Source organism: Psychrobacter sp. 4Bb (genome assembly GCF_002836735.1).
Lineage (GTDB): Bacteria > Pseudomonadota > Gammaproteobacteria > Pseudomonadales > Moraxellaceae > Psychrobacter.
Map to the genome: position 1 here is coordinate 1 of NZ_PJAS01000035.1, position 26,284 is coordinate 26,284.

The 26,284-nt window shown below is 43.0% G+C and carries 19 protein-coding genes; 3 read left to right on the forward strand and 16 right to left on the reverse strand.

Annotated elements, in window-relative coordinates; genetic code table 11:
* The 4 genes from CXF60_RS00660 to CXF60_RS00675 form a co-directional block, all read right to left on the reverse strand.
* Positions 1-237 (reverse strand): BLUF domain-containing protein (locus tag CXF60_RS00660; protein WP_180958054.1); only part of this gene is annotated, 237 nt, incomplete at its 3' end.
* A 114-nt stretch (positions 238-351) separates the two neighbouring features.
* A complete protein-coding gene (locus CXF60_RS00665; protein WP_102090369.1) occupies positions 352-825 on the reverse strand; it encodes a BLUF domain-containing protein in 474 nt (157 codons plus the stop codon).
* A 372-nt stretch (positions 826-1,197) separates the two neighbouring features.
* Positions 1,198-1,671 carry a BLUF domain-containing protein gene (locus CXF60_RS00670; protein WP_102090370.1) on the reverse strand — a complete coding sequence of 158 codons (474 nt, stop codon included), beginning with the start codon at positions 1,669-1,671 and terminating at the stop codon, positions 1,198-1,200.
* A gap of 439 nt (positions 1,672-2,110) precedes the next feature.
* Entirely contained in the window at positions 2,111-2,617 is a 507-nt protein-coding gene (locus tag CXF60_RS00675) for a hypothetical protein (RefSeq protein ID WP_102090371.1), read from the reverse strand.
* A 299-nt stretch (positions 2,618-2,916) separates the two neighbouring features.
* On the opposite strand from CXF60_RS00675, the gene CXF60_RS00680 reads away from it, so the two are divergent.
* Entirely contained in the window at positions 2,917-3,747 is an 831-nt protein-coding gene (locus tag CXF60_RS00680; protein WP_102090372.1) for an HAD family hydrolase, read from the forward strand.
* Between the two features lie 217 nt (positions 3,748-3,964).
* Here the strand turns inward: CXF60_RS00680 and CXF60_RS00685 are convergent, their stop codons facing one another.
* Positions 3,965-4,792, reverse strand: coding sequence for a 3-oxoacyl-ACP reductase (locus tag CXF60_RS00685; protein WP_102090373.1), 828 nt, complete (start codon positions 4,790-4,792; stop codon positions 3,965-3,967).
* 375 nt (positions 4,793-5,167) lie between these two features.
* Here CXF60_RS00685 and CXF60_RS00690 point away from each other — a divergent pair, with 375 nt between their 5' ends.
* Positions 5,168-6,301: an ABC transporter substrate-binding protein gene (locus tag CXF60_RS00690; protein ID WP_102090374.1), complete on the forward strand. Its 1,134-nt coding sequence runs from the start codon at positions 5,168-5,170 to the stop codon at positions 6,299-6,301.
* 80 nt (positions 6,302-6,381) lie between these two features.
* Here CXF60_RS00690 and CXF60_RS00695 read toward each other — a convergent pair whose 3' ends face one another.
* The 11 genes from CXF60_RS00695 to pilM all read right to left on the reverse strand — a co-directional run bounded on the left by CXF60_RS00695 (position 6,382) and on the right by pilM (position 23,365).
* Entirely contained in the window at positions 6,382-7,593 is a 1,212-nt protein-coding gene (locus tag CXF60_RS00695; RefSeq protein WP_102090375.1) for an FUSC family protein, read from the reverse strand.
* Positions 7,594-7,882: 289 nt separating this feature from the next.
* Positions 7,883-9,304, reverse strand: coding sequence for a glutamate synthase subunit beta (locus tag CXF60_RS00700; RefSeq protein WP_102090376.1), 1,422 nt, complete (start codon positions 9,302-9,304; stop codon positions 7,883-7,885).
* Positions 9,305-9,535: 231 nt separating this feature from the next.
* Positions 9,536-13,999 carry a glutamate synthase large subunit gene (gltB, locus tag CXF60_RS00705; RefSeq protein WP_102090377.1) on the reverse strand — a complete coding sequence of 1,488 codons (4,464 nt, stop codon included), beginning with the start codon at positions 13,997-13,999 and terminating at the stop codon, positions 9,536-9,538.
* An 864-nt stretch (positions 14,000-14,863) separates the two neighbouring features.
* On the reverse strand, positions 14,864-15,955 hold the full coding sequence (locus CXF60_RS00710) for a hypothetical protein (RefSeq protein WP_102090378.1): 1,092 nt from the start codon (positions 15,953-15,955) through the stop codon (positions 14,864-14,866).
* Positions 15,956-16,084: 129 nt separating this feature from the next.
* Positions 16,085-17,191, reverse strand: a complete 1,107-nt coding sequence (gene aroB, locus CXF60_RS00715) for a 3-dehydroquinate synthase (RefSeq protein WP_102090379.1) — start codon at positions 17,189-17,191, stop codon at positions 16,085-16,087.
* Between the two features lie 75 nt (positions 17,192-17,266).
* The gene (gene aroK / locus CXF60_RS00720; RefSeq protein WP_102090380.1) at positions 17,267-17,827 is read right to left on the reverse strand and encodes a shikimate kinase AroK; all 561 of its coding nucleotides are present in this window, start codon (positions 17,825-17,827) and stop codon (positions 17,267-17,269) included.
* Between the two features lie 204 nt (positions 17,828-18,031).
* Complete coding sequence (pilQ, locus tag CXF60_RS00725) at positions 18,032-20,383, reverse strand: type IV pilus secretin PilQ (RefSeq protein WP_102090381.1); 2,352 nt, start codon at positions 20,381-20,383, stop codon at positions 18,032-18,034.
* 27 nt (positions 20,384-20,410) lie between these two features.
* Positions 20,411-20,944: a pilus assembly protein PilP gene (locus tag CXF60_RS00730; RefSeq protein WP_102090382.1), complete on the reverse strand. Its 534-nt coding sequence runs from the start codon at positions 20,942-20,944 to the stop codon at positions 20,411-20,413.
* Positions 20,944-21,663 (reverse strand): type IV pilus inner membrane component PilO, encoded by a 720-nt coding sequence (locus CXF60_RS00735; RefSeq protein ID WP_102090383.1) that lies wholly within the window; start codon positions 21,661-21,663, stop codon positions 20,944-20,946. The genes CXF60_RS00730 and CXF60_RS00735 overlap by 1 nt, the downstream gene beginning before the upstream one ends.
* Positions 21,660-22,310, reverse strand: coding sequence for a PilN domain-containing protein (locus CXF60_RS00740; RefSeq protein WP_102090384.1), 651 nt, complete (start codon positions 22,308-22,310; stop codon positions 21,660-21,662). The genes CXF60_RS00735 and CXF60_RS00740 overlap by 4 nt, the downstream gene beginning before the upstream one ends.
* A complete protein-coding gene (gene pilM / locus CXF60_RS00745; RefSeq protein ID WP_102090385.1) occupies positions 22,310-23,365 on the reverse strand; it encodes a type IV pilus assembly protein PilM in 1,056 nt (351 codons plus the stop codon). Before pilM ends, CXF60_RS00740 begins: the two co-directional genes overlap by 1 nt.
* Before the next feature lie 193 nt (positions 23,366-23,558).
* On the opposite strand from pilM, the gene CXF60_RS00750 reads away from it, so the two are divergent.
* A complete protein-coding gene (locus CXF60_RS00750) occupies positions 23,559-26,195 on the forward strand; it encodes a penicillin-binding protein 1A (protein WP_102090386.1) in 2,637 nt (878 codons plus the stop codon).
* Positions 26,196-26,284 lie beyond the last annotated feature (89 nt).

The following is a 26,284-nucleotide window of genomic DNA, read 5'->3' on the forward strand; positions in this document are numbered from 1 at the left end:
TATTTCATTGATAAGAGGTCTTGGACCTTCAATATTTTGAATAAAGTAATTGTCATTCACGACAAGCGCTGAGGTTACACCACTTTTTTCATTATTCCTTCGCCATTGCTCAAGCAGACGAGCCAACCCTATTCCATTATTACTGTCACTATTTCTGCCAATATACGTTAGGCTGAGAATGATATGCTCGCCATGTCTTTTTCTATCTTCTAAAGGTTGGTTGGTAGTGATATGCATAAGAAACCTTATTTATAAAAAAATTATCTAAATCAAAAGACACTTTATAGACGGCTTTTTTACGCCAATTAAAATAGATGACTCTTATGGTATAGAAATGCTACTCATTAAAAATTAATTAGATTCAACATTTTCAAAAACCGCTTTCAGAAAGCTTTCAATCTGAGAGCTTTTCATTAGGTAAGGATTGAAGTCAAAACCTGCTGAGAAACTTTTTAAGGCATACTCCTCATCTTCGGCACTTTCCGTCAGGTGTTTGGTTACGAATCCATCCCATCGAAGCGTTTCTATCTCTTCCACCTTGACAACATTAGGAACAATCTTGAAATGCTCATCAATTATCTTCGCTAGAGCAGCGTTGACCGCCGGTCTTGAGCCTTGAATGTTTTGAACAAAATAACCGTCATTGATCACAAGCGCTGCAACTAACCCACTTTCCTCAAAGTATCTTCGCCACTGTTCAAGAGCACGAGTCAACTCTATACCTGTTTTCATTTCGATGTTTTTACCGATATACGTTAGGCTAATCAGCAGATGCTCGCCATGTCTTTTCCTATTTTCTGACGTTTGATTGGTCGTTATATACATAAGAAAATCCATTTATATAATAGGTATATAAATTAATATACACTTTATCATAAAGTATAATCAATAAAACTCTTGGGAATTGATCAGCTTCTTATCATCCATACCTTAAAATAACATGATAAAAACAGATATCACTAGGTCATTTTTAGTAGTTAAGTCCTGCAAGAGTCAGGTATGACTAGTCACGTATGAACATCCGCCAATATTCTGTATAATTGCTAAGAAAACATCCTGTACCGATACTGCTAACTTGCTTTCAACAAAAAGCCGCCTATACATAGGTATGGACGGCTTTTCTATTCTAGCTAGGGCAAGTGCTACTAACTACTCTAAGAGGTAAATGCTTAAAAACTAAATGCTACTCATTAAAAATTAATTGGATTCAGCATCTTCAAATATCGCTTTCAAAAAGCTTTCAATCTGAGAGCTTTTCATTAGATAAGGATTGTAGTCAGAGCCTGCTGAGAAGTTCTTTAGGGCATGCTCTTCATCTTCAACGCTTGAGGTTAAATGCTTAACTAAAAACCCATTCCAGTGGCGCGATTCGATTTCCTCTATATTCACAATATTAGGGACAATGGTGGAATGCTCGTCAAGTATCTTTTCTAGGGCAGTATTGATAGCAGGTCTTGTCCCTTGAAAACTTTGAACGAAATAACCTTCACTAATGACTAAAGCTGAAACGATATCGTTTTCTTCAAAATATCTACGCCAGTACTCAAGTGCGCGAGTCAGCTCAATCCCAGAATCTAGATCGACATTTTTGGCGATATATGTCATGTGGATAAGAATATGCTCGCCATGCCTTTTTCTATTTTCTGAAGGTTGGCTTGTCGTTATGTTCATAAGAAACCTTATTTATAAAATAATTCATTCAAATCAAGGTATACTTCAAGATAAAGTATAATTAATAACGTTTTTTACCATTTGCTATGATTTTTTTAGATTTATAACATAGAAGTTTCAATGATATAGCATACCGATATCCATAGTAGTAAAATTATACTACAAAGTTGTCACGTTCAGTATCTTGGCATTATTCCAATAGTTAACAAGCCTAATCTATATTCTCCTATAGCCCTGCCTCAACGCGCTTATATGACTAAGTCATGTTTACTTATATACTAAACTCTACAAGCATTTATCAGGGTCTGTCATGTTTATTAAGTTAACGTATTTATAGGTATATAAAACACAACTTACCTTCAATAAAAAGCCGTCTATGCTATGTATAAACATTTTTGTATAGACAACTTTGTTGCATGCTAATTGAATGGCTAACGTATCAATACCGACCCATTTCAACTGTTGTTTCAGCAAGTACCGAATTGCCTTGCCATGCTTGTACATCTACCGTATACAGATGGTTTTTGCCACCAGAGCAAGGCGGCTTATATGCACCGCCTGCCTCGCCTTTACGATTACGGTATTCTGCGACCATCTCAATACCGACTGGTACTTCGTAAGTGTGACCAAATACTTGTGGCACTTCTGCGCTCGTAGCGCCCTCTGGTAGTGCGAACTCTACGATACCATGCCCACCATGCTGCATACGTTTGTTGCTTACATCGTTATAGACGAATACCAAGCTCTCCGTGCCTGCCGGAATGTTTGAAACAGTCATGCTAGGCGTGGCTGGACTTTTGCCATCATAATTTAGACATTGCTGCCCTTCAGGTATTTTCTTGCCATCCCAAGCAGCATCATTAAATTCAACATCCATTGCAAGAGCATTGGCAGATAAAGCCAAGGTTGCAAAAACTGTAATCGATTTTAAGGTGAAAAAGTTCATGCTTGTTCCTTTAGGTAGCCGATGCATTAATAGGAATAGACCATCTTATTTCGTAGATTGGTTTTGATAATTTAATATAACTTTATAATAAATAAACACGGTTAAGTTAGTCATATCGTTTAGCATTTTTGTTAATACTCTGGACAAGCAATGAGCGGTTCTACAGGCTACATGCAAATACTGTCTCAATAAGCATACTTGTAGCATCATAGGTTACTCGATAGGTATTTATCTGATTGGGTATGTTGTAGTAGTATCTGAATCATTGTATCTACACGACTAAAAATAATAGGATCATCATGTTTATCGAAGATAAGATTGCCAAAGAAAGTATGACTACTAAGATTTCGACCCCAAAAATCATCTTTTTTGACATCGATGATACCTTGAGCCGTAACGGCATTATCGCTGAACACAATAAAGCGACGCTTGAGCAGCTTGCAGATACCGATATTAAACTAGTGATTTCGACTGGTCGCTCTAAAGCCATATTGCCTGAAGACATTTTAGCGTTGCTTGATGCAGATATATTGGACGCCATTATTTGTATGAATGGACAATATAGTTTTGATAAAAGCGGCCGAATCAGCCACTACCCGCTAACGGCTGAACAGACAGATAAAATCGTACGCCTGTGTCAGCAGAGTAATTTGATTCATAAGTTTGACTCTGCCACTCATATCGCGTGGTCAGGTGAAAATGAACGTTTACGCGAGTTCAATGCTGTCACACCCAATTCGATCCTTGACCCTGAGTACTACAAATCAAATACCGTCTATCAGTGCTCGGTATTTTTTAACAATCAGCAAGAAAAGATGCAAGACATCGACTTTGCCCAGTATGATTTAAAGCTGGTACATTGGCATCAGATTGGTGCCGATATATTGCCAGCAGAGGCATCAAAAGCTCGCGGTATCAAAGATGTATGCGAGTACTATGCGGTAGATGCAAGCGAATGTATGGCATTCGGTGATGGTATGAATGACTTAGAAATGTTCGACTTGGTTGGGTTTGCTGTGGCCATGGGAGATGCGCAGCCAGCTTTAATAGAACGCGCTGATTTCGTCACTGGGACGATCGAAGAGTATGGTATTCAAACCGTGCTTAATCAGTTAACAATGAAGTCGTAAGACTGTTCAGGCACATAGAGCCATTAATGTTTATTTAAAAAAAGCCCTTACTAACCGACTAGTAAGGGCTTTTTGTTATGGACTAATTTTATATAAACGTTTCAACTGGAAACTGTAGCGGTGATAATTCCAACACCTTGACGAGTATTCATTTTATCCCTTCTACAAATCCAGCCAAACGTTAAGGCACCGGTTAAAGCGTCAGTTAAGGCATCGGTTAAGGCATTGTCAAGCCACCATCGACAGCGATAGATTGTCCAGTAATAGCCATGCTCAAATCAGATGCCATGAGCAATACTGAATTGGCAAAGTCAGCTACCGAAGTCGCTTGGCGCAGCGGCGTCGTAGTCGCGATATAGTCAAATACCTCTTCAGTGGTTAAGCTGCTTGCGTCGGTGGTTTTTAATAAGCCACCTGCTAGCAAATTAACCCGAATACCATACTGTCCAAGCTCGCTCGCTAGGTTGCGGGTCAGTCCAATCAATGCTGATTTAGCCGTGGTGTAATCATAATAGGTAACCACTGGGTTGTAGACAAGATTGGTCGAGATATTAATAATTTTACCTACTTGCTGCGCTTTCATTTGCGGCAGCACCGCTTGTACTGTATTGACCGCGCCTTTGACGATACCGTTCATTTGTTGCGAAAAGTGCGACCACTTTACTGTTTCAATACTGGTGTACGCAGCGCTTGGATTGAACTGATAACTGGGCAAGGCATTATTGACCAATATATCGATACGACCATAACGAGTGATGACTTCAGCTGCCATGGCTTGTACTTGCTCAAGCTCGGTGACATCCGCCTGATAAGCAAATGCTTGACCGCCTGTCGCGATGATATCAGCCACTACCGTCTCAGCAGCCTGTTTACTATTGAGGTAATTGACACAAACGATAGCGCCTGCTGCTACCATTTGCTGTGCAATCTGCGCACCAAGCCCACGACTGGCTCCGGTAACGATTGCGACTTTATCCGTGAGCAAGGCTGGTATAACTGAGTGGCTTTTATTCAAAGCGTTTCGAGTTGAGGTATTTTCGGTCATTGTGCTGTATCCCTTATTATTATGGTATGGTTGGCGGCTTAGCGCCCAAGGCTTATATCTGCTTAGATGATGTTCGTCATACTTCGGCCTGCGCCAATCATAGCATGGTTATATACTATGTTTTTTCGATTCGACGTTAGCAGCTCGCTAGCAATTCTACCCAAAATTAGCTGTCATTAAGTTAGTTTTGCTACTCATCTCATTAGCCCAACTGGCTATTTTTATTAGTATTATTGAGCATTGCCTTAATGATAACCCTTTAAATTGTATAAACTAATGACCATAATAGTTTTATTGGCCATGTCAGGCTTGTATCTTTTTGGCTTTTTTATTGAATTTTTCTGATTTGCATTATCTTTATTTAGGAGAGATATTTTGACCCATTTATCATCGTCCCATCCAACTACTCACACCTCGGCTAGTGTCGGTCGTATAGTGCCAAAAGCATTATTAGCAATGGCTGTCGGCTTGGTGCTTGCCAGCTGTAGCAACTCTGATAATGCAGCGGATGGTAGCGCTGCGGCGAGCAATGAGACGCTGAACCTTTACAACTGGTCAGAATATATGCCGCAAGAGATTTTAGATGGTTTTGAAGAAGAAACTGGCATCTCAGTTAATTACACCACATTTGACTCTAACGAAGCGATGTATGCCAAGCTCAAACTACTCGATGATTCTAGTCAGTATGACTTAGCGATTCCATCGACTTATTATGTCGAAAAAATGGCGAAAGAAGGACTACTGCAAGAGCTAGATAAATCTAAATTGAGCAATTTCAAAAACCTTGATACCTCATTTACTAATACCAAAGTCGATCCTGATAACAAATACTCTATCCCTTATATGTGGGGCAGCACCGGTCTAGCCATTAACGGTGACAGTGTCGATCCGAAAACTGTCAATAGCTGGAATGACCTATGGGATCCTAAGTATAAGGGTCAGGTGATGCTGACTAATGATGTGCGTGAAGTCTTTGGTATGGCACTGCTGACTCTTGGCTACTCAGGTAACAGTAGTAATCCTGACGAAATCGAGGCCGCTTACGATAAGCTCACCACGTTGATGCCAAACGTCAAAACTTTTAACTCTGATGCGACACGTATGCCATATATCGAAGGTGAGACGGCACTTGGTATGACATGGAATGGTGAAGCAGTCATGGCCAATGACGAAGGTTTGACCAGCTTGGTTTATAAGTATCCAACCGAAGGCGCTATCTTATGGATGGACAATTTTGTCATTCCAAAAAATGCCAAACAAGTTGATGCAGCACATAAATTTATTGATTACTTGTTGCGTCCTGAAAATGCAAAAATCGTCAGCGAAGAGATCGGCTACGCATCACCGAACATAGCAGCGCGTGATCTGATGGATGAGAGCGTCCAAAACAATCCAACGATTTATCCTTCTAAAGAAGTATTAGCAAAAGCTGAGTTCCAAGAAGATGTGGGCGATGAGGCATTGCAAGTGTATCAACAGTACTGGGACAAGCTAAAGACTGGTCGTTAATAGTTTTGATTTAGTACTTTAAAATAAAGTAGTCTTTGAAAAATAAAACGCTGATCCTAAATGGTCAGCGTTTTTTTGCGCTATAAATGTAAATCCGTCTCGCCGCCCTGCTCTTTCATTCGGCGCTGCTCGCGGCGTTGGTAGCCCAGACCGGATGCAGCAAACCAATGCGGCTTCGATGTTTGTAATAAATCACTCAGCTGCTGCAACTGAGTCTGCAAGGTTTGGGTCAACCAGAAATAGCCCTGCCACTCAAATGCTAGATGCTGTACGCTTGGATACTCTGAGACGGCAATACGGGTAATGGGTCGAAATACCTCATCGCTTGGACTACGTAATACCGCCGCCATATGCTGCATCGCTTGGGTTAGCTCATGCTGATAATGTACCAATAAAACGTGATTTTCTTCATCAATTTCGATATTTGCCAAGCGCGGTGCCGCACTTAATAGTAAATCAATCGTCCCGATAATATTACGGTGGGTACGTTGGATCGTCTCTAGCGTTTCTTTTTCGATTCCTGACTCACTGGCTGTCGCCGCAATATGTGGACGCACAGCCAGCAGACGTTTATTGATCTGCCGTAACGCTGTGACCAACGCTCTATCAACGGGTACTTCCTTAACAGGAAAAGCCACTGGGTTTAACTTTTGAACAGAGTCGTCCACCACTCCATCCGTCGCGTCAATATGATGACCTACGCCAGCGTAGAGACTACTACAAGCATCAAGATTACTACTCAATAAGAATCGCCACATCAACGTTGATTTGAGCGGCAAAATTAGCGTCACTGCTACCGAAACACCTGTCCCCAGTAAGATATTTAGCGCGCGGTAGATACCATCTTGACCAATGCTATTATTGCCTAAATCAGAGACAATCATCAGCATAGTGATACCCGTTAGTAGTCCTGTATACCCAAGCTGCCTGACGGCTAGATAGCCAATGATGCCACTGAGCAGACCAATAAGCGCATAGTCTACCCATAGCCATGCACCCGCATTTTGATTAAACCATAACACCCCAAGCGCAGTACCAATACCTAATAAAGTACCGATCACGCGCTCTTTCGCCTTAGTATAAATAGCGCCTTGGTATTGCAATAACCCTAGAATAATAAATACTGTAATGGTCGTCCATTCACCGTGCGGAAGATTGGTAATTTTATTGACTAATAGGGCCAATATCACAGCCGTACCTAGTCGGGTGGCATGTAGGATATCTGTATGTTGGTAGCGAACATAGGGTTCGACAAATGGAGCAATAATACGCTGATAAAGGGTGGGTTTCACGCAAGGCTACTCTTTTTGGGTGGAATGTTTAGGTGAGACATTCTAATAAAGTATTATTAAAATATCTCAATAACTAAGGGTAAGTATAAATGGATATTCTATCAGCAAAATGACGGGCAAAAAATAACGCCTTTTACCCATTATTCACAGGTAAAAGGCCTTATAAAAAATATCCTAGCACACTATATTGAAATCTACGCTATTAAAGATTATTCATCAAATGACTTATCAAATTATTCATTGAGAACTGCGTCACTGTTAATGAATGATAGTCTATTGCGCTAGCGTATTACACTTCTAGGTAGTCTAAAATGCCTTCCGCAGCTTCGCGGCCTTCCCAAATCGCTGTCACAACCAAATCAGAACCACGTACCATATCGCCACCAGCAAAGATTTTAGGATTTTGAGTCTGGAATTTAAAGGTTTGCTTTTCGGCTGCTAATACACGACCAGAGCTGTCCATCCCCACTTGCTGAGACTCAAACCAATCAGCAGGACTTGGTCTAAAACCAAAGGCCATGATGACTGCATCACATGGGATGATCTCTTCAGAATTAGGAATTGGCTCAGGGCGTTGACGACCACGGTTGTCTGGTGCGCCTAACTGAGTAGTAACGACTTTTACGCCGTTAACTTTACCGTTTAAGCCAATGATTTCGGTTGGCTGACGATTAAATAAGAACTCGACGCCTTCCTCGCGAGCATTGACCACTTCGCGGCGTGAACCTGGCATATTTTCCTCATCACGGCGATAGGCACAAACTACTTTTTCGGCGCCTTGACGGATACTGGTACGGTTACAGTCCATTGCTGTATCGCCGCCACCAAGTACCACCACCTTTTTACCTTTAAAGTCGATGTACTCTTCAGCGTCTTTTTCCCAGTCATTGCAACGGTTCACGTTGGCAATCAGGTAATCTAACGCATCGTAGACGCCTGTCAGCTCTTCACCAGCGAAGCCGCCACGCATATAGGTGTATGTACCCATACCCATAAATACCGCGTCATACTCAGCCAATAGCTCATCAATGGTGACGTCTGTACCAATCTCTGTCTCTAAACGGAATTCGATACCCATGTCTTCAAAGATCACGCGGCGATTGCGCATGACGTCTTTTTCCATTTTGAACTCAGGGATACCGAATGTCAGTAAGCCACCAATTTCAGGACGCTTATCAAAGACAACTGGTTTGACACCATTTCTGACCAAAATATCCGCGCAACCCAGACCCGCTGGTCCTGCGCCAATGATAGCGACTTTTTTGTCTGTCCAAACGACTTCAGACATATCTGGACGCCAACCAAGTGCAAACGCAGTATCGTTGATATATTTTTCGACATTACCAATGGTCACTGCACCAAAACCATCATTTAACGTACAAGCGCCTTCACATAGACGATCTTGCGGGCAAACTCGCCCGCACACTTCAGGCAAGGTATTGGTACGGTGGCACAATTCAGCTGCCTGAAATATTTGGCCTTCTGTGGCCAGTTTTAGCCAGTTAGGAATGTAGTTGTGTACTGGACATTTCCATTCGCAGTACGGGTTGCCACACTCAAGACAACGATGCGCTTGCTGAGCAACAGCTTCGTTTTCGAAAGGCTTATAAATTTCAACAAACTCTGTTGAACGCGTTGCAATGTCTTTTTTGGTTGGATCAAATCTCGGTACATCTAAAAACTGGAAGTTATTTTCTAAGCGTTTTGCCATGGTGCTATCTCTTTTATATAAGGCTCTTTTGCAGTGGGTGGCGACAGTCAGCGATGTTTGGTTTGTCTAAAATCTAAGACATATATCGCTGCTGTCACGTACCTGCTGAAAACCTGTGAGTTAAAACGTCTCTAAAAACGGAACGCTGGCTAACCTAATCAAAGCGACTGCCGATCCATCAATACATTCTATCAATGCAATCCATTGATACGATAGGCAGTCATGTATCGGCTATTGTGGGTCGGCCATGGTAGTTTTAAGAAGGCTTGCAATGTTCGCCGCTTTTGGCTTAACCAAATAGAACTTACGAACATAGTGCTCAAAGTCATTCAGAATTGTCTGACCCCATGCACTGCCTGTTTTATCTACATGAGCTTCAATCACTTGTTGCAAATGAATGCGATGCTCTTCTGTTTGCTCGCTTGAAATACGATTTAGATCGATTAGCTCATGGTTGCAACGGTCAAAGAAGTCGCCTTCCATATCGAGTACATAAGCAAAACCACCCGTCATACCAGCACCGAAGTTGAGTCCAGTACGGCCAAGAATCGTGACGATACCGCCAGTCATATATTCACAGCAATGGTCGCCTGTGCCTTCGATAACTGCGTGTGCGCCAGAGTTACGGACGCCAAAACGCTCACCTGCTGTACCGGCAGCGTATAGCTTACCGCCAGTTGCACCATAGAGACAGGTATTACCGATGATGGCCGTTTCTTGTGCGATAAAGCCTGAATCTTTTGGCGGATAAATCACAATCTCACCGCCTGCCATACCTTTACCCACATAGTCATTGGCATCGCCTTCAAGCTCGATATTTAAGCCGCCAGCATTCCACACGCCCAAACTTTGTCCTGCAGTACCAGTTAGACGCAGCTTAATTGGCATATCGCTCATGCCAAGGTTACCCCAGACTTGCGCAATCTCACCAGAAATACGAGCACCGATAGAGCGGTCACAGTTACCAACGAAATAGCTATAGTCGCCGCCCGCCCCTTTGCGAATGTTCACAAGCATATCGCTAATCATCTGCTCAGCAAGCAAGCCTTTATCAAACGGCTCATTACGCTCAACCTGACAAGTTTGTGCTTTACCCACACTGGCTGGGTGACTAAATAGCAATGGCGTTAAATCAAGATGACGCTGCTTATCAGTATTGCCCTCTAGAATATCAAGCAAGTCAGTACGACCGACCAGCTCTTCCATACTACGAACGCCTAGCGCCGCCAACCATTCACGTGTCTCGGTCGCCACAAACTTAAAGAAGTTAATCAGCATTTCTGCTTCGCCAATGAAATGCTCATCACGCAGCTTGGCTTTTTGAGTAGCAACACCTGTCGGACAGTTGTTTAAATGGCAAATACGTAGGTACTTACAACCAACTGCAATCATTGGCGTGGTACCAAAGCCAAAGCTCTCTGCACCCAAGATAGCAGCTTTTACTACATCCAGTCCTGTTTTTAGACCACCGTCAGTCTGGACACGTACCTTATCACGTAACCCATTCACTCGTAGAGACTGGTGAGTCTCAGCCAAACCTAACTCCCATGGCGAGCCTGCATGGTGGATAGACGATAGCGGAGACGCTGCCGTACCACCATCATAGCCCGAAATAGTAATCAGATCGGCATAGGCTTTTGCAACGCCTGTCGCGATCGTGCCAACACCTGGACGTGAGACCAATTTAACGGATACCAGTGCATCTGGATTGACTTGTTTCAAATCAAAAATCAGCTGTGCCAAATCTTCGATAGAGTAAATATCGTGATGCGGCGGCGGTGAAATCAAGGTCACACCTGGCACTGAATAACGCAAGCGTGCAATCAGCGCGTTGACTTTACCACCAGGTAGCTGTCCACCTTCACCAGGCTTGGCACCTTGAGCTACTTTAATCTGCATAACTTCAGCGGAGCGAAGATAGGCAGGTGTGACCCCAAAACGACCAGAAGCAACTTGCTTGATTTTTGAGTTGCGCAATGTGCCATAACGCGCAGGATCTTCACCGCCTTCACCAGAGTTTGAACGACCACCGATGGTATTCATAGCCATCGCAATCGACTCATGCGCTTCAGGAGATAGCGCGCCTAACGACATGCCTGCTGAGTCAAAACGCGTCAAAATCTCAGAGATATCTTCAACATCATCGACATCGATACTGTTGTCAGTCTTTAGTTGCAACAAATCACGTAAAGTAGCAACCGGACGGCTATTAACTAGATCCGCATAATTGCGATAATTATCGTAATCACCAGTACGTACTGCAGTATGCAGGCTGTTAATCACATCAGGATTAAAGGCATGGTACTCTTTGTTGAAGACAAATTTGAGCAAACCACCCTGATCTAGAGGAGCGCGTCGCTTAAACGCATTGGCAGCCAATTGTGCTTGATCAGCGGCAAGGTCTGCAAAGGTAGCGCCTTTAATACGGCTTTGTACGCCTTTAAAGCATAAATTGACGACTTCTTCTGAAAGACCGACTGCTTCAAACAACTGCGCGCCGCGATAAGAAACAATGGTAGAGATACCCATTTTTGATAAGATTTTTAGCAAACCTTTATCCAAGCCTTTGCGGAAATTAACACGGGCTTGAATTGGGTCACCAAGTAGCTCACCAGTCGCGACCAAATCATCAATGACATCATATGCCAGATATGGATACACACAAGTCGCACCAAAGCCAATCAATACCGCTATTTGATGCGAGTCACGGGCAAGGCCCGTCTCAATGATTAAGTTAGCATCAGTACGGATACCTTGCGCGATTAGATAATGATGCACAGCACCAGTCACCATAATGGCGTTGGCGGGTACTTTGTCTGCATCGATATCTTTATCAGACAAGACAATCAACGTATTACCTGAGCGAATGTTATCTGCCACTTGCTCACAAATAGCCACGATAGCATCAGATAGCTCTAGAGTACGGTCATAGTTTAGATCAATACGAGCCATCTTGAACGCTGGATCATCCAAGGTTTCAAGCTGCTGCATTTTGCTGGCTGACAATACTGGCGATGACAAAATAATACGATGCGCATCTCTCGCAGATGGCGCAAATACGTTAGTCTCAGCGCCTAAACAAGTCTGCAACGACATCACGATAGATTCACGTAATGGATCGATTGGCGGATTAGTCACCTGTGCAAACTGCTGACGGAAGAAGTCACCGACATGGCGAATTTGCTGCGACAGTACAGCCATTGGCGTATCGTCACCCATTGAGCCGACTGGTTCTTGACCATTTTCAGCATTAGGGCGAATGATTTCTGTGCGCTCTTCATTGGTGATGTGATACATTTTTTGTAGCGCTTTTAGCTTATCACCGCGGCACGCTTGCGTTGCCAATGTCTCTTCTAGACGCTCATCATCACGAACACGCGTCGCTTCTTCACGCAACCATTTGCGATATGGATGCGCCGTTTTTAGTAAAGTTGCAATAGCTGTCGTATCTAAAATTTGACCTGTCAACGTATCAATGACCAGCATTTGACCAGGTCCAACGCGACCTTTTGCCAATACGTCTTGTGGCTCGTAATCCCAAACGCCCACTTCTGATGCAACAGTGATATAGCCATTCTTAGTGGTTACCCAACGTGACGGGCGCAAACCGTTTCTATCGAGCATACAGACCGCATAGCGTCCATCTTGAATGACTAGCCCTGCTGGACCGTCCCACGCTTCCATATGCTGTGAGTAAAACTCATAAAACGCACGCAGATCCATATCCATGCTATCAACATTCTGCCACGCTGGCGGTACCAAAATAGACATCGCATGGAACAGGTTCATACCACCAGACATAAGCACTTCGAGCATGTTATCTAAGCTAGATGAATCTGAACCGGTACTATTTACAAGTGGTGTCAGCTCATTCAAGTTAGGCAGTTTGTCTGATTTTAGCTTTGGCGTACGGGCTTTAGACCAGTTGCGGTTACCTGTAATGGTATTTAACTCACCATTGTGCGCAAGATAACGGAATGGCTGTGCCAGTGGCCAGCGCGGTAACGTATTGGTTGAAAAACGCTGATGGAAGACTACGATATGTGATGCCAAACGCTCATCTTGCAAATCCAAGAAAAACGCTGGTAAATCTGAAGGCATTACCAAGCCTTTGTAAATAATAGTCTGACAACTCAATGAACAGACGTAAAATAGCTCATCATCCGTCAAACGCTGCTCTGTTTTTTTGCGTGCAACAAACAGCTTACGGTTGAAGTCATCAGCTGCTAGGTCATCTGGCGCATTAACGAACACTTGCTTAAAGTCTGGCAATGTCTCACGACCAATCTCACCAACAATACTCAAGTCGAGTGGTACATCACGCCAGCCAGCCACTTCTAATCCTTGGGCGGCAATCTCATCGCTTAACACTTGCTGGCTATGCTTGGCTTTATCGCTATCTAAATTAACGAACACCATACCGACAGCAAAGTTGTCCGTAATGGCAAATTGCTGCTCAGCAGCAATCTGTTTAAAGAAATCGGTAGGCGTCGCTAATAGTAAGCCACAACCATCACCAGTTCTACCGTCAGCAGCAACACCGCCGCGATGTGTCATACAACTTAAACTATGAATGGCAGTTTTTACCAAATCATGGCTCGCTTCACCCTCAATATGGGCAATTAGGCCAAAACCGCAATTATCAGAAAAATCATCTGGCGTGGCCAGGTGTGTTTGTGAGGAAATCATTGACATAGCTTGTCCTTTTAAGTAGACGGGCAACTTACATTTCCAATGCGGAGTATAAGTTGGTACCCGTAAGCAGAACGGGCTGATAGTGGATATTCGTGTGTTCGAATTGGCAAATAGTGCAATGCTCGATAGACATCATACTCTAAGAGAAAGTAAAACCCTTGACCCTCCTGGTCATTAGCTGATGTCTTGACATGTGGTCCGTGTATCAAAAGATAGTAAGTAGCAGCCCTTGGCAACGGGAGAATCTACGCCCTTAAATGCCAGTTACTCAATCAGTGATATCTAATGCCATTCATTTAAGCATCATTTGTTATGTTGTCATGTCTAGCATTTAAAGCTAAGCATACAATAACTTAATAACAGTGCACTTGTTTATCTTGAATATCTGACGCTCTGTATTCAAGCACTTTGTTTACCCTAAAAAGAGTGACAATAAGAGAGGTTGCGTCACTTACGATAGCCTTATTATAGATAGTAAGTAACCGCGCTTGAGACAATAATATTTAGTAAAGAACTCTAAAAACTAAGAAAAAACCACTAAATAGTTGTTAAATAGACATTTTTTACGATAACTATACAGAACGTCGCCCACAGTTATATTAGTTAATGATTGTCGAAAAATCTAGTCTTTTCTATCGATTCATCAGCCATAAATTGTAAGAGGACTTATTACTATTGGTTATGAGACAAATAAAACTGCTATTAAAATTTTAATGCAAACCATATAAATGACAGTTAGCAAAAGGCTTTGATAATACTTAGCAGTAGTAGCTTGCCGCTTATTGTGACGATAAAACTATTTTGTATAGTGCTAAAAAAACCCACTAACCAAATCGCTAGTGGGTTTAATTAATCAGACAAAAACTAATTACTCTTGTCTTCTATTAGCGCTTTTATACTATCGCTATTATTTTTGGGAGGATTCGCGTTAGCACTTTTGCCATTAGCATTTGAGTTATTGTTCGTGCTGCTAGGGGGCTTAGGCGTTGGCACTACTGGTGGCTTTTTACTGGTACTGCTCTCAGCCGGTACCGCAGGCTTTTTATTTTCTGATGCCGCGGGCTTACCTGCGTTATTTTCGTCTTTTGACGATGATTCAGATATTGTCTGCGTCTCACCACCAACCGTACGCTCTTCGCTAACAGATAATGTGGCAGAGGTATCTACCGACTGACGAATACTCTCTTGAGTACTGCTACTATTAGCGCTTTCTTGGTTACCTCGATTACTGTTAGCATTAGCTGCTTGAGCAGCGGCGTCATCAGCTTCTTCTTGCAAACGAGCAGGCACTTCACGCTTAGTAGGTTTTAAATCGACGGCACGCGTACGTTTCGTACTCAAATCTTTTACTGGGTCAGGACGCTCATAGTTATCAATGATACTGACATACCGGTTAATCTCTTCTGGCAGTACACGTACGTTTGTAGGTAACTTAAAGTCTATTAACTTTGCGGCTCCTATTGCTTCTTGCGGGCTACTCATAATCCCATAAGTCAGCATATAACGGACTTGTTTTTCATCATCAAGATAACGGAAATAAGCAAATTTATCACGATCTTGACGACCTTCTAGGTAACTAACAATCACATCGTTTTCAGCGACATTCATTACTTGAACAGTCCACTTGCCTTTGTTAGCCAGCAGATAACGCTTGTCTTTAAACTCATCAGGATAATCGCGCAAATCTCGAATCGTTGCATCAAAGTTAATCGGTTGCACATCCGTATCTAGCTCATGCAGCGATTCGACTTTTAGTGGTTGCTCAAACTCTTCATTCAAAATCTCTGGCGCTGATATTGGTGCATTTTCAATTTTGGCACCCATGGCTGGCGTTTGACTAAACATCCATACTAACGCTGTGACTACCCCTAAAAGTAGGGTCACTATTAGCCAAATCAGTGCTTGACGACTGTATGATTGGCTAGCAGTACGCGTTTTTGTTTTTGATGTTGCCATGAGGCGGTCCTTGGTAAACACATGTTTTACAGCATGATATAAATGCTTATTTAAACAAAGGTACAGCTAACCAGTCGGCTATAAGTACGAGGTTTTAGTATAAATATATAAACGATAATTTTTAAGACGTTACGCGCTATGTCTTGACAAAACTTCATGCAATAGCTGGCCGTCAAACTCATTAGTCATTACCGCATCGCCTATTGATTTTAACAAAATTAGGCGGATTTGTCCGTGTTTCACTTTTTTATCGTGTCCCATTAAATCTAAAGCAGTGTCTACATCGATAGCTGGTGGCGTAATAGGTAAGCTTGCCAATTCTAAAACACGCTTAATACGTACAACTTCATCATCAGTTAGCCAACCAATTTTTTGCGATAGCTCAGCTGCTTGTACCATACCAGCCGCCACTGCTTCGCCATGTAACCAATTGCCATAGCCTTCATGTGTTTCAATCACATGACCAAAAGTATGTCCAAAGTTCAATAGCGCGCGCACACCGGACTCTCTTTCGTCTTGTGCTACTACATCGGCCTTGTACTGACAGCAGCGCTTTACAGCTTCACCAAGTACTGCTAAATCAAGCGACATCATTGCAGGCAAGTTTGCTTCAAGCCACGTTAAAAATGCCTCATCCATGATAAGGGCATATTTGATAATCTCGGCCACTCCAGCAGATAGCTCACGCGCAGGCAGTGTCTTAAGCGTACTCATATCAGCCAGCACCATTTGTGGCTGCCAAAAAGCACCAATCATATTTTTACCTTGCGGATGATTGATACCCGTTTTACCACCAACACTAGAATCTACTTGTGACAATAGCGTCGTTGGAATTTGGATAAAATTGACGCCACGCATAAAGCTAGCAGCAGCAAAACCAGTCATATCTCCCACTACACCGCCACCAAGGGCAATAAGTGTCACATCGCGATTGAAGTGTTCTGTCATCAGCGCATCATAAATCTGATCAATACTTGCCTGATTTTTGTATTGTTCACCATCTGGCAGTACGCACACCTTTACCACAAACTGCTCTGCTAACTCATCTTCTAATGCTTTTAAGTATAAAGGTGCCACAGTGTCATTAGTGACAATCAAAACTTGACGACCACTGATATAAGGCGTGATTTGCTTCGCCATACTACTATGCTCAGTCGTACATTGTTCAGTAATGACAATAGGATAATCATGACTTTGCGTATGAACTATTAAGCCATCATGAAACGGCATTACCATGTGATACTCCTAAAGCATTTCTAATGAGGTAAAAGTAATTGAGTCTGCATATCAATCGTAGTTGCCAGTCTATTACTAGTCTTCTTGGTGCGCCGATGAGTCCGTAGTGCAATCGACGAATGATTCTAGCTGCTGCATCAATTGATTGACCATATGGCGTGGGTACGTGTGACCAGTAGGCATAATAATATGGGCGACTTGGCGATAGAGTGGATCGCGAGCACTGTATAACTCTTGCAGTATTTTTCTAGGATTAGGCTGCTGCAATAATGGTCGGGACTTGTCTTTAGAGGTACGGGCTAGCTGCACCTCGACAGGTGCATTAAGATAAACGACGATGCCACGTTGTTTTAGGAACTCTCGGTTTTCAGAACACATGACTGCACCGCCACCGGTAGCCAATACGATTTGAGAGTTTTGGGTCAATTCATCAATGGCACGCGTTTCACGCTCACGGAAACCTGCTTCACCTTCTTTGGCAAATATCCAAGCAATGTCGGCACCTGTCTGCGATTCAATATACCAATCACTGTCTACAAAAGTGCGACCTAACTGCTTGGCAAGCAGTTTTCCGATTGTCGTCTTCCCTGCTCCCATCGGACCCACTAAAAACACCGACGGTAATTCCTGCCCCATAATACTTACTCAGCTAAATTAGGTATGATACAACGTCATTGTTATTCTGGCTAGTAATGAGCCGTGATTATTGTGAGTAAAATTTAGAGTGCATCATTCATCGGTACATACATAGGTATTACAACGCTAAAACCACTAATTTCGCGCATAAAAAAAGCAAGCACTATGGCTTACTTTTTTAGTAACTAGCTAAACAATTTATGATTAGTTCAGACGACTCGTACCATCATTAATAAGCTTCGGAGTTACGAAAATCAGTAGCTCTTCTTTAGTGTTGCTACGTACATCTTTACGGAAGGCACGACCGATATAAGGCAAATCACCTAAGAAAGGAACCTTCGTTACTTCGTTACCGGTACGGTTTTTAAAGACACCACCTAACACGACTGTTTGACCATCTTCAATAATGACGTTGGTTGATATAGAGTCTTCAGAGATAGCAACCTGATTATTGATGATAGTCGGCGTGCCGTTAGTAATGACCAATTGCAGACCAATTTTACCATCAGGCGTGATATTTGGTGTCGCTTCTAGACTTAATGCAGCCTCTTTAAAGCTGGTTGTCGTCGCACCACTGGCTGATGCTTCTTGATACGGAATCTGAGTACCAGAAGAGACTTTTGCAGTTTGCTTATCCGCGGTCAAAATCTTTGGTGTAGAAATAACTTCACCACGGTTATCTGCTTGTAGCGCTGATAATTCAAGATCTAGCATTACATCAGACATACTGAGCAAACCAAAGGCGATACTACCCGCTGGGTTAGAAACGCCTAAATCAACGTTTAAATTATCAGGACTGGTAATGTCATACGACGGATATGAGACCGTTTGACCGTTGACTGTGGTGGTCTCTATGTCAAAGTCTTTGAGATCTGCCAATGTCTGATTACTACCACCCACCAATAAGCTACGGTTGTTTGCCGCGCCATTTGATAGGATGCCCCAGCGAACGCCAATTTCTTTACTAAAGCTATCCGTGGCACTAACGATACGCGCTTCGATCATAACTTGGCGAACAGGAATATCAATTTTGCTGATTAGTTTATGAATGTTTTCGATACTATCAGCAACGTCTTTGATAATCAAAGTATTGGTACGTTCATCAACCGTTACCGTACCACGATTGGATAACAACGTATTATTATCCTCACGATTTGATAGGCCACTATTATTACCGGTCGCGCCGCTACCTTGCGAAATAAGCGTTAAGACATCTTGTGCTTTTGCATAGCTTAAACGAATGTACTCAGTACGCAAAGGTGCGTAAGATTGAACAGCTTGCTGCGCTTCTAGTTCACGTGCTTCTTGCTCAGCAAGCTCTGTAGCAGGCGCGACCAGAATAATATTGCCGTTTTCACGCTTGTCTAGATTTTTGCTCTTTAAGATAATATCGAGCGCCTGATCCCAAGGCACATTGATCAGACGCAGAGTGATGTTGCCAGCGACTGAATCGTTAGCAACGATGTTCATCTCGGTAAACTGTGCCAAAATGTCTAAGACACTACGAACCTCAACATCTTGGAATTCCATAGATAGCGGTTCGCCACTATAGACTCTTTCTTCCAACGTCGGCTCACGTAACAGCTCAGGCTTTTTAATACCAATATTTAACTGATTACCTGATTGGTAGGCTTGATACTCATAATCGTCATTCATGTTGATGGTAACGACGCCATTCTGACCTTGGTTTTTGGTATCGATACTGCTGACAAGACCGCTATTAATATTCAATCGACGTAGCAAGTTTCTTGGCACTGTACTACCAGTCAAACGCACAACCAACTGATTGCCTTGACGCTGTACATCTACTGGAATGGCTTCATTGGCCAGTACAACGCTGATATTACCACCACCATCATTGCCTGCCGAAAAATTCACTGCACTGAGACCGTCGTAACTATACTGTTTGCTCACTTGTGAAGCGGCCAATTGAGGATTTAAAAGCGGATTGACTCTGACCACCATCGTATCAGCTGGTACTTCGTTCTTCACAACAACCTTGCTCGTGGTACGTACAGGTGCCACTGGTACGGTAGAACTCTCGACAATAGGCGTAACAATTGCGGTCGTTGTCATACTATTATTGTTATTGAGCACATCTTGAATCGGGTCGCTGGTAATGACGGGACGATTAGGGTCAGTGATGGTTAGCAATAAATCATTGCCTTCAATCGCTGTCGTATAATTTCCTGATTCTTTTAAACCAACGATGAGGCGCGTGGTACTGTCACTACTTAGCGTAGTAACGTCATTAATCGCACCGATATTATATTCGTTAAAACGGCTAGCAAGCCCATTCTGTACTTGTTCGAAATCTAGGACTAAGCGACTAGGATCATCAAGCTGATAGGCTGCAGGCAATACTGGCAATCCTGTAAACCCCAAACGCATTTGCGTCACTGCAGGTGCGGTCTGTACTACAGAGACATTATCGATGCGCTGTGCAGCATGAGCACTATTAGTCACAGCCACCATACTGACTGCCAGTGCTGAAATGGCAAAAGCAGAAGACATGCGGTTGCTCATCATCATTACCTTGTTATTGCGTACTGTCATTATTTATTCCTCAAAAAATCTGCCGACTTAGCTTATAGGGGATACCAGCGACTGGGGTTTTTCTACAAACCCTGCGCGGCTGTCTGGCACAATTTCAATCAAGTTAACCTGGGTCGGCGTGATTTCAACAATACGGCCGTCATTCAATCCAAGATAATCGCCTACTTTAACACTCGCAACCGAACCATCAGGACGTTGTATCAATGCATATCGCTGACCTTCGGGCGAAATCACCACACCTCGGAAGACCAATTGCGACAGTTCATACTGCTCAAGCGGTTCTTTGATTCTGTTGATATCTGGTCGTACACCATCTATAGGAGTGGTCGGGCCTTGTACATTGACTAAACTCGGTGGCAAAAATGGACTACGCTGCGAACTAGCGCTATACACAAAATCTTCTACCAGCTCGGCTTTAGGTGGTGGTTCAATAGGCTGTGCAGGCTGGTTGCGGATATCGGTCATTGCCTGCTCTGCCATACCTATACGGTCACTACACCCAGTCATAGATAAAACAGCGACACTTAAAACCAATAGCATGGGCATTTTTTGGATACTCATTAGTTGCCTCCTGCATTTGCATCAGTAGCAGCAGCTTCATCACCTTCAGGAGCCGCTTCTTTAGAGCGATAAGTCTTAGTTTGCAATACTAAATTGAGCTCTGGCAAAACATCCAATGTAGGCTGCGGGTTACTGACTTCAAAATCATGCATCGTAATAATTCGAGGAAGTGCAGCAAGACCGCTGATAAAGCTACCAAACTGATGGTACTCACCCAAAGCCGCAATACGTATTGGCTGCTCAATAAAGAATTCGTTTTCAATTTCAGGCTCTACTGAAATATCCTGAAAACGGATATTGCTACCAACGCCTGTCATGTTTATGCCTTCTACCAATTCTGACACACGCGTATCTTTCGGCAATTGATCCAATAAAGTATTAAATTCAGTTTCCATTTGGACAACTTGCGCTTGATATGCTTTTAAATGACGTGCGCGAGATTCTTTTTCACGGTAGCTATCAAGCAAGGTCTGCTGCTGGCTTTCAGCCGCATTAATCTCGTCAATTTTGCTACTGATAGGTAATGCCCATGACAATGCTGCGATAAAGGTAATGATAAGTCCAATCACTGTCACCTTGACAGGCAGTGGCCAACTGCCATAGTTTTCTGAATCTAGCGACTCAAAACTACGGCGAAACTCATTTAAATCGAATTGCTTTTTTGGCTTTAAAGCAGATTTTTTGGTTTTAGAGAGGCTCTTTTTGCGGATAAGCTTCATAACGCACCTCCAAGACCAGTATCGGTATCAGTAGTCGGAGTTTCCGACTGTACTCTAGTCGTTACTACAAACTGTACGTAACTGTCTTCAGGATAAACAGGTCGCGCCTGCTCACCAGTATTAACCGTATTGTTGAGGACTGGAGCAGCTTCATAAGCGCTAATATTCTGCTGAATGTTACTTACTGCTGAGTTGCCCATCCATTTACTGTTATCAAGGTTACGAATCAGACTGGACACAATGTTTGGATTGTCCGCTAAGCCTGTCAAAGTTAGCGTATCACCTTCACGTTTAAGGTTATTTAGATAAAGTGCTGGTGGAATAGCTTTTGCCAAATCATCCCATAAACGTACAGGCACAGGACGTCGCCCCTGCAAGTCTTGAATGACTTGCATGCGTGAAATAATGTCTTCACGGCGCTGCTCTAAACTGTCAATCTCGGTCAATGCGGTGTCTAAGCGAGTGTTTTCTTGTTCGATCAATGCGTTGGCATCAAGCTGCTCATCAAGTTCATTATTAAAATAACTCCATGAAGCAAAAGCTGCTAACAAGCTCAGCAACGTCACTGCCACTATTAGAGTCATAAACTCTTTGTTACGACGTTCACGCTCTTCTTGTCGCCAAGGTAAAAGGTTAATACGAGCCATTAGTCAAAGCTCCTTAACGCAAGACCGCATGCAGCCATTAAGCTTGGCGCATCAACCGCCAGTTGCTCATTATCGATATTTGGCGCAATAGTCATATTGGTAAAAGGGTTGGCAACACTGACAGTTACACCCAGCTTTTGTTGTGCCATACCAGCGAGACCTGCAATAGAACTGCTGCCTCCTGCAAGCACCACATGATCGATACTGCTATATTGACTTGATGAGAAATAAAACTGTAAAGAGCGAGTGATCTGTTGAATGGTATTTTCTATAAAAGGGGTCAGTACTTCAGGATAATAATCATCAGGTAAGGTACGTTCGCGTTTACTCAATGTCGCTTCTTCTGCTGATAGGCCATAGCGATTTTGTATTGCCTCGGTCAGCTGAGCACCGCCAAACAACTGCTCACGACTATAAATAAACTCGCCATTCTTAGCGATATATAATGTGGTCTGATTATGGCCAATATCTACCAACGCTACTAGTTCTGGTACATTCGGTAGGCTATCTACCATCAATCCAAACGCGCGCTCGATTGCATGAGACTCGATATCCATAATTTTCGTTTGCAAGCCACCAAAGGCCAAAGCATCGACACGTTGGTCGACGTTCTCTGAGCGAGAGGCAGCAAGCAACACCTGAACCATATCTTCACTAACCAAAGACGGTCCTAATACTTCAAAATCTAGATTGACGTCTTCTAATGGATAAGGCACATACTGGTCAGCATCCAAACGTATTTGCGCCTCACGCTCAACATCGCTGAGTGTCATATCCATATCAATGATTTTAGTAATCACCGCAGAGCCAGAAACAGCGGTCGCAGCATTGCTACCCGCGACTTGGCAGCGTCGTGCCAAGACCGTTATAATATTACCAGCAGCTTCTGTATCTACTAGAATCTTATCAACCACGATACCTTCCGGTAGTCTTTCAATACCATAAGATTTTAGGTGGAACATGCCTTGCTGACGCTGTATGTCAACCAACTTTACTGAAGTGGCACAAATATCCACGCCAATCAAATGTCGACTTTTGGAAGTAAATAGCCTCACTAGCTCTATACCTTATATTAAGTGTACAATCTGGTAATTATTTGTAATAATTCAATACAATACTTTACTTAATTGATAGATTCAAGCATTTAAAAATATATTAAGGCCAACTTACACATTTATTATGACCTGCCTATTTTGTTCAATGTATAATAATATTGTCTGCTACAAATTCTAACTAATAAGTCTTATTATGGCCAAAACAAATGCTACCGCTCGTCTCATTCGCTTTTTGGTGGGACTCTTTATCGCTTGCCTAGCATTGGCAGTTGTTCTAGCACTTGCTGTACCTATTGGTTTTTATGGGATGGCCATGTATCTATCGCCGACCCTACCTAGTACGCAAGAAATTAAAACAGCCAAATTAGAAATGCCATTACAGATTTATAGTAGTGATGATAAATTAATCGGCCAATACGGCAATCGTTTATCATTACCAGTTAGTTTTGATGAGATTCCTGAAGATTTAACTCATGCTTTTTTAGCGGCCGAAGATGCTTCTTTCTTTCAGCATAGCGGAATTAGTATTAAAGGTCTTGGTCGCGCTGTCACCGAAGCAGTCACTGATGACGATGGTCAAACCGGTGGCTCTACCATTACGATGCAGGTCGCTAAAAACTATTTCTTAAGTCCAGAACGTACTTTAAACCGCAAACTAACAGAGTTATTTTTGGCGCGGAAGATCGAAGACGAACTGAGCAAAAACGACATCTTGACACTATATGTCAATAAGATCTATCTGGGTGAAGGCGCCTATGGTATCCGCGCTGCGGCCAAAAAATATTATAGTAAGTCATTAGACAATCTCACTATTGCTGAAATGGCGATGTTAGCCGGTCTACCGAAAGCCCCTTCTAAGTATAACCCTGTTGCCAATCCTAGCCGCGCATTGACTCGCCGTAACTGGATCGTTGGACGCATGCATGAGCTTGGCTATATTACCAAAGCTCAGTATGATGAAGCTGTCAACTCCCCTATAGGTATCAACCTATATAAAGAAAAGCTCGATGTAAATATGCCTTATTTGGCAGAAATGACGCGAGCTTCTTTGGTCGAACGTTATGGCGATCAAGTCATGCACGGTGGTTGGCGCGTACGTCTCACAGTAGACAGTAAAGCGCAAACAGATGCAGAAGCAGCAGTAGTAACAGGATTGATTGCCTACGAGCATCGCCATGGTTGGCGCGGGGCTGAAGCAAATGATGAGCCTCTCGAGAACTTCCAACGCTACAGCAATATGTCTCCTGCCAAAGTGACCAAAGTCAATTCTCGTAGTTTTAATGCAGTCCTACAATCTGGTGAAGAAGTGACCGTTAATTGGTCTGGTATGAAATGGGCACGCAAATATATTTCTGCTGACCGTATTGGTTATTACCCTAGCAATGCCAGTCAAGTTGTTAAGAAAAACGATATCGTTCGTGTGATACCTACTACGAATGGCAACTGGCAACTAGGTCAAATACCTAAAATTCAAGGCAGTTTGGTCTCGTTAAATCCAGAGACTGGTGCTGTCAATGCATTGGTTGGTGGCTTTGATTTTAACCACAGTAAGTTCAACCGCGCTCTACAGGGCTGGCGTCAACCTGGCTCAACCATTAAACCACTTGTTTATACCGCTGCTTTAGAAAAAGGTTATCGTCCAGATACCATCGTTTCTGACCGAGCTATTCAAGTAGGTGACTGGAAACCGAAAAACTCTGATGAACGTTTCTTAGGTGATATCACTTTACGTCGTGGTTTATATTTGTCGCGTAACCTCGTATCTATTCGCTTGTTACAAGCGATCGGTATCTCAAGTACGCGCAACCTATTAGATGAATTCGGTCTTGATAAAGAAAAGCTACCAACAACCTTGTCATTAGCACTTGGAGCAGGACAAGCCACACCATTACAAATGGCCACGGCTTACTCAACCTTCGCCAATGGTGGTCATCGTGTCCAACCTTACTTTATTGAACAAATTTACAATTATAAAAACGAGCTGTTGTTTCAGGCAAATCCACGTCAAGCGTGTGCACTATGCTTTAACGAAAAACTTGAGAAGGTTAATAGCAGCTTAGTTGAAGAGTATGAGAAGTCAATTGAAGCGCTTGATGAGACTACTAATGAAATAACCGCCGATAATTCATCATCAGAAAGCAATGATGATAGCGAAACAACAGATAAAGAGCTTGATTTAACGGTATATAACGCAGGTCCACAGTCAGATCGCCTGAAAGCGCCTGCCGTACAATATGTAAGGGCCAAACAAGCACCGCGCATACTGCAACCTAGAGTCGCTTTTGAGATGGCCGATATACTACGCGATGTAGTCCAACGCGGTACAGCGGTAAGAGCAAAGGCATTAGGTCGCAATGATATCGGTGGCAAAACTGGTACCACCAATCAGGCCAAAGACGCATGGTTTGCAGGATTCCATCCTACCAATGCGACAGTAGTATGGATGGGATTCGATCAACCATCTACTATGGGCCGCCGTGAATATGGTGGTGTAGCAGCGCTGCCAGTATGGATGGACTTTATGAAAGCTCAGCTGAAAGACACGCCAAGCCAATGGGTATCTATCAATAATCGCTCAAAATCCAGAAAGCAACAGCAAAGTATCATAGAGATGACTGATGATGGCGTCCTAGTTAACGACGCCTCCAATAAATCAGCAAAACCAGTCAAGACTCAAACCCAGCAGCGTAAGCCTTCGGTTCCAGAGCCTACTGAAGAGACGAGCACTCCACCATCAACGAAACCAAGTAGCAATCGTAGTGATGACAGCGTACCGGAAAATCCATTAACGGTGACACCCGTTGAAAGTATGCCACCGATGCCAGAGTAACAAACAAGACTATTTTTAGTTAATAAGAAAAAGGCTTATTCAGCAATGACTGAATAAGCCTTTTTTATGCGCTGTAGACTATGGCCTAC

Excerpts from the sequence above, each read along its gene's own strand:
- CXF60_RS00665 (WP_102090369.1), bottom strand. The coding sequence starts at position 825 with ATGTATATAACGACCAATCAAACGTCAGAAAATAGGAAAAGACATGGC.
- CXF60_RS00670 (WP_102090370.1), bottom strand. The coding sequence starts at position 1,671 with ATGAACATAACGACAAGCCAACCTTCAGAAAATAGAAAAAGGCATGGC.
- CXF60_RS00675 (WP_102090371.1), bottom strand. The coding sequence starts at position 2,617 with ATGAACTTTTTCACCTTAAAATCGATTACAGTTTTTGCAACCTTGGCT.
- CXF60_RS00680 (WP_102090372.1), top strand. The coding sequence starts at position 2,917 with ATGTTTATCGAAGATAAGATTGCCAAAGAAAGTATGACTACTAAGATT.
- CXF60_RS00685 (WP_102090373.1), bottom strand. The coding sequence starts at position 4,792 with ATGACCGAAAATACCTCAACTCGAAACGCTTTGAATAAAAGCCACTCA.
- CXF60_RS00700 (WP_102090376.1), bottom strand. The coding sequence starts at position 9,304 with ATGGCAAAACGCTTAGAAAATAACTTCCAGTTTTTAGATGTACCGAGA.
- gltB (WP_102090377.1), bottom strand. The coding sequence starts at position 13,999 with ATGTCAATGATTTCCTCACAAACACACCTGGCCACGCCAGATGATTTT.
- CXF60_RS00710 (WP_102090378.1), bottom strand. The coding sequence starts at position 15,955 with ATGGCAACATCAAAAACAAAAACGCGTACTGCTAGCCAATCATACAGT.
- aroB (WP_102090379.1), bottom strand. The coding sequence starts at position 17,191 with ATGGTAATGCCGTTTCATGATGGCTTAATAGTTCATACGCAAAGTCAT.
- aroK (WP_102090380.1), bottom strand. The coding sequence starts at position 17,827 with ATGGGGCAGGAATTACCGTCGGTGTTTTTAGTGGGTCCGATGGGAGCA.
- pilQ (WP_102090381.1), bottom strand. The coding sequence starts at position 20,383 with ATGACAGTACGCAATAACAAGGTAATGATGATGAGCAACCGCATGTCT.
- CXF60_RS00730 (WP_102090382.1), bottom strand. The coding sequence starts at position 20,944 with ATGAGTATCCAAAAAATGCCCATGCTATTGGTTTTAAGTGTCGCTGTT.
- CXF60_RS00735 (WP_102090383.1), bottom strand. The coding sequence starts at position 21,663 with ATGAAGCTTATCCGCAAAAAGAGCCTCTCTAAAACCAAAAAATCTGCT.
- CXF60_RS00740 (WP_102090384.1), bottom strand. The coding sequence starts at position 22,310 with ATGGCTCGTATTAACCTTTTACCTTGGCGACAAGAAGAGCGTGAACGT.
- CXF60_RS00750 (WP_102090386.1), top strand. The coding sequence starts at position 23,559 with ATGGCCAAAACAAATGCTACCGCTCGTCTCATTCGCTTTTTGGTGGGA.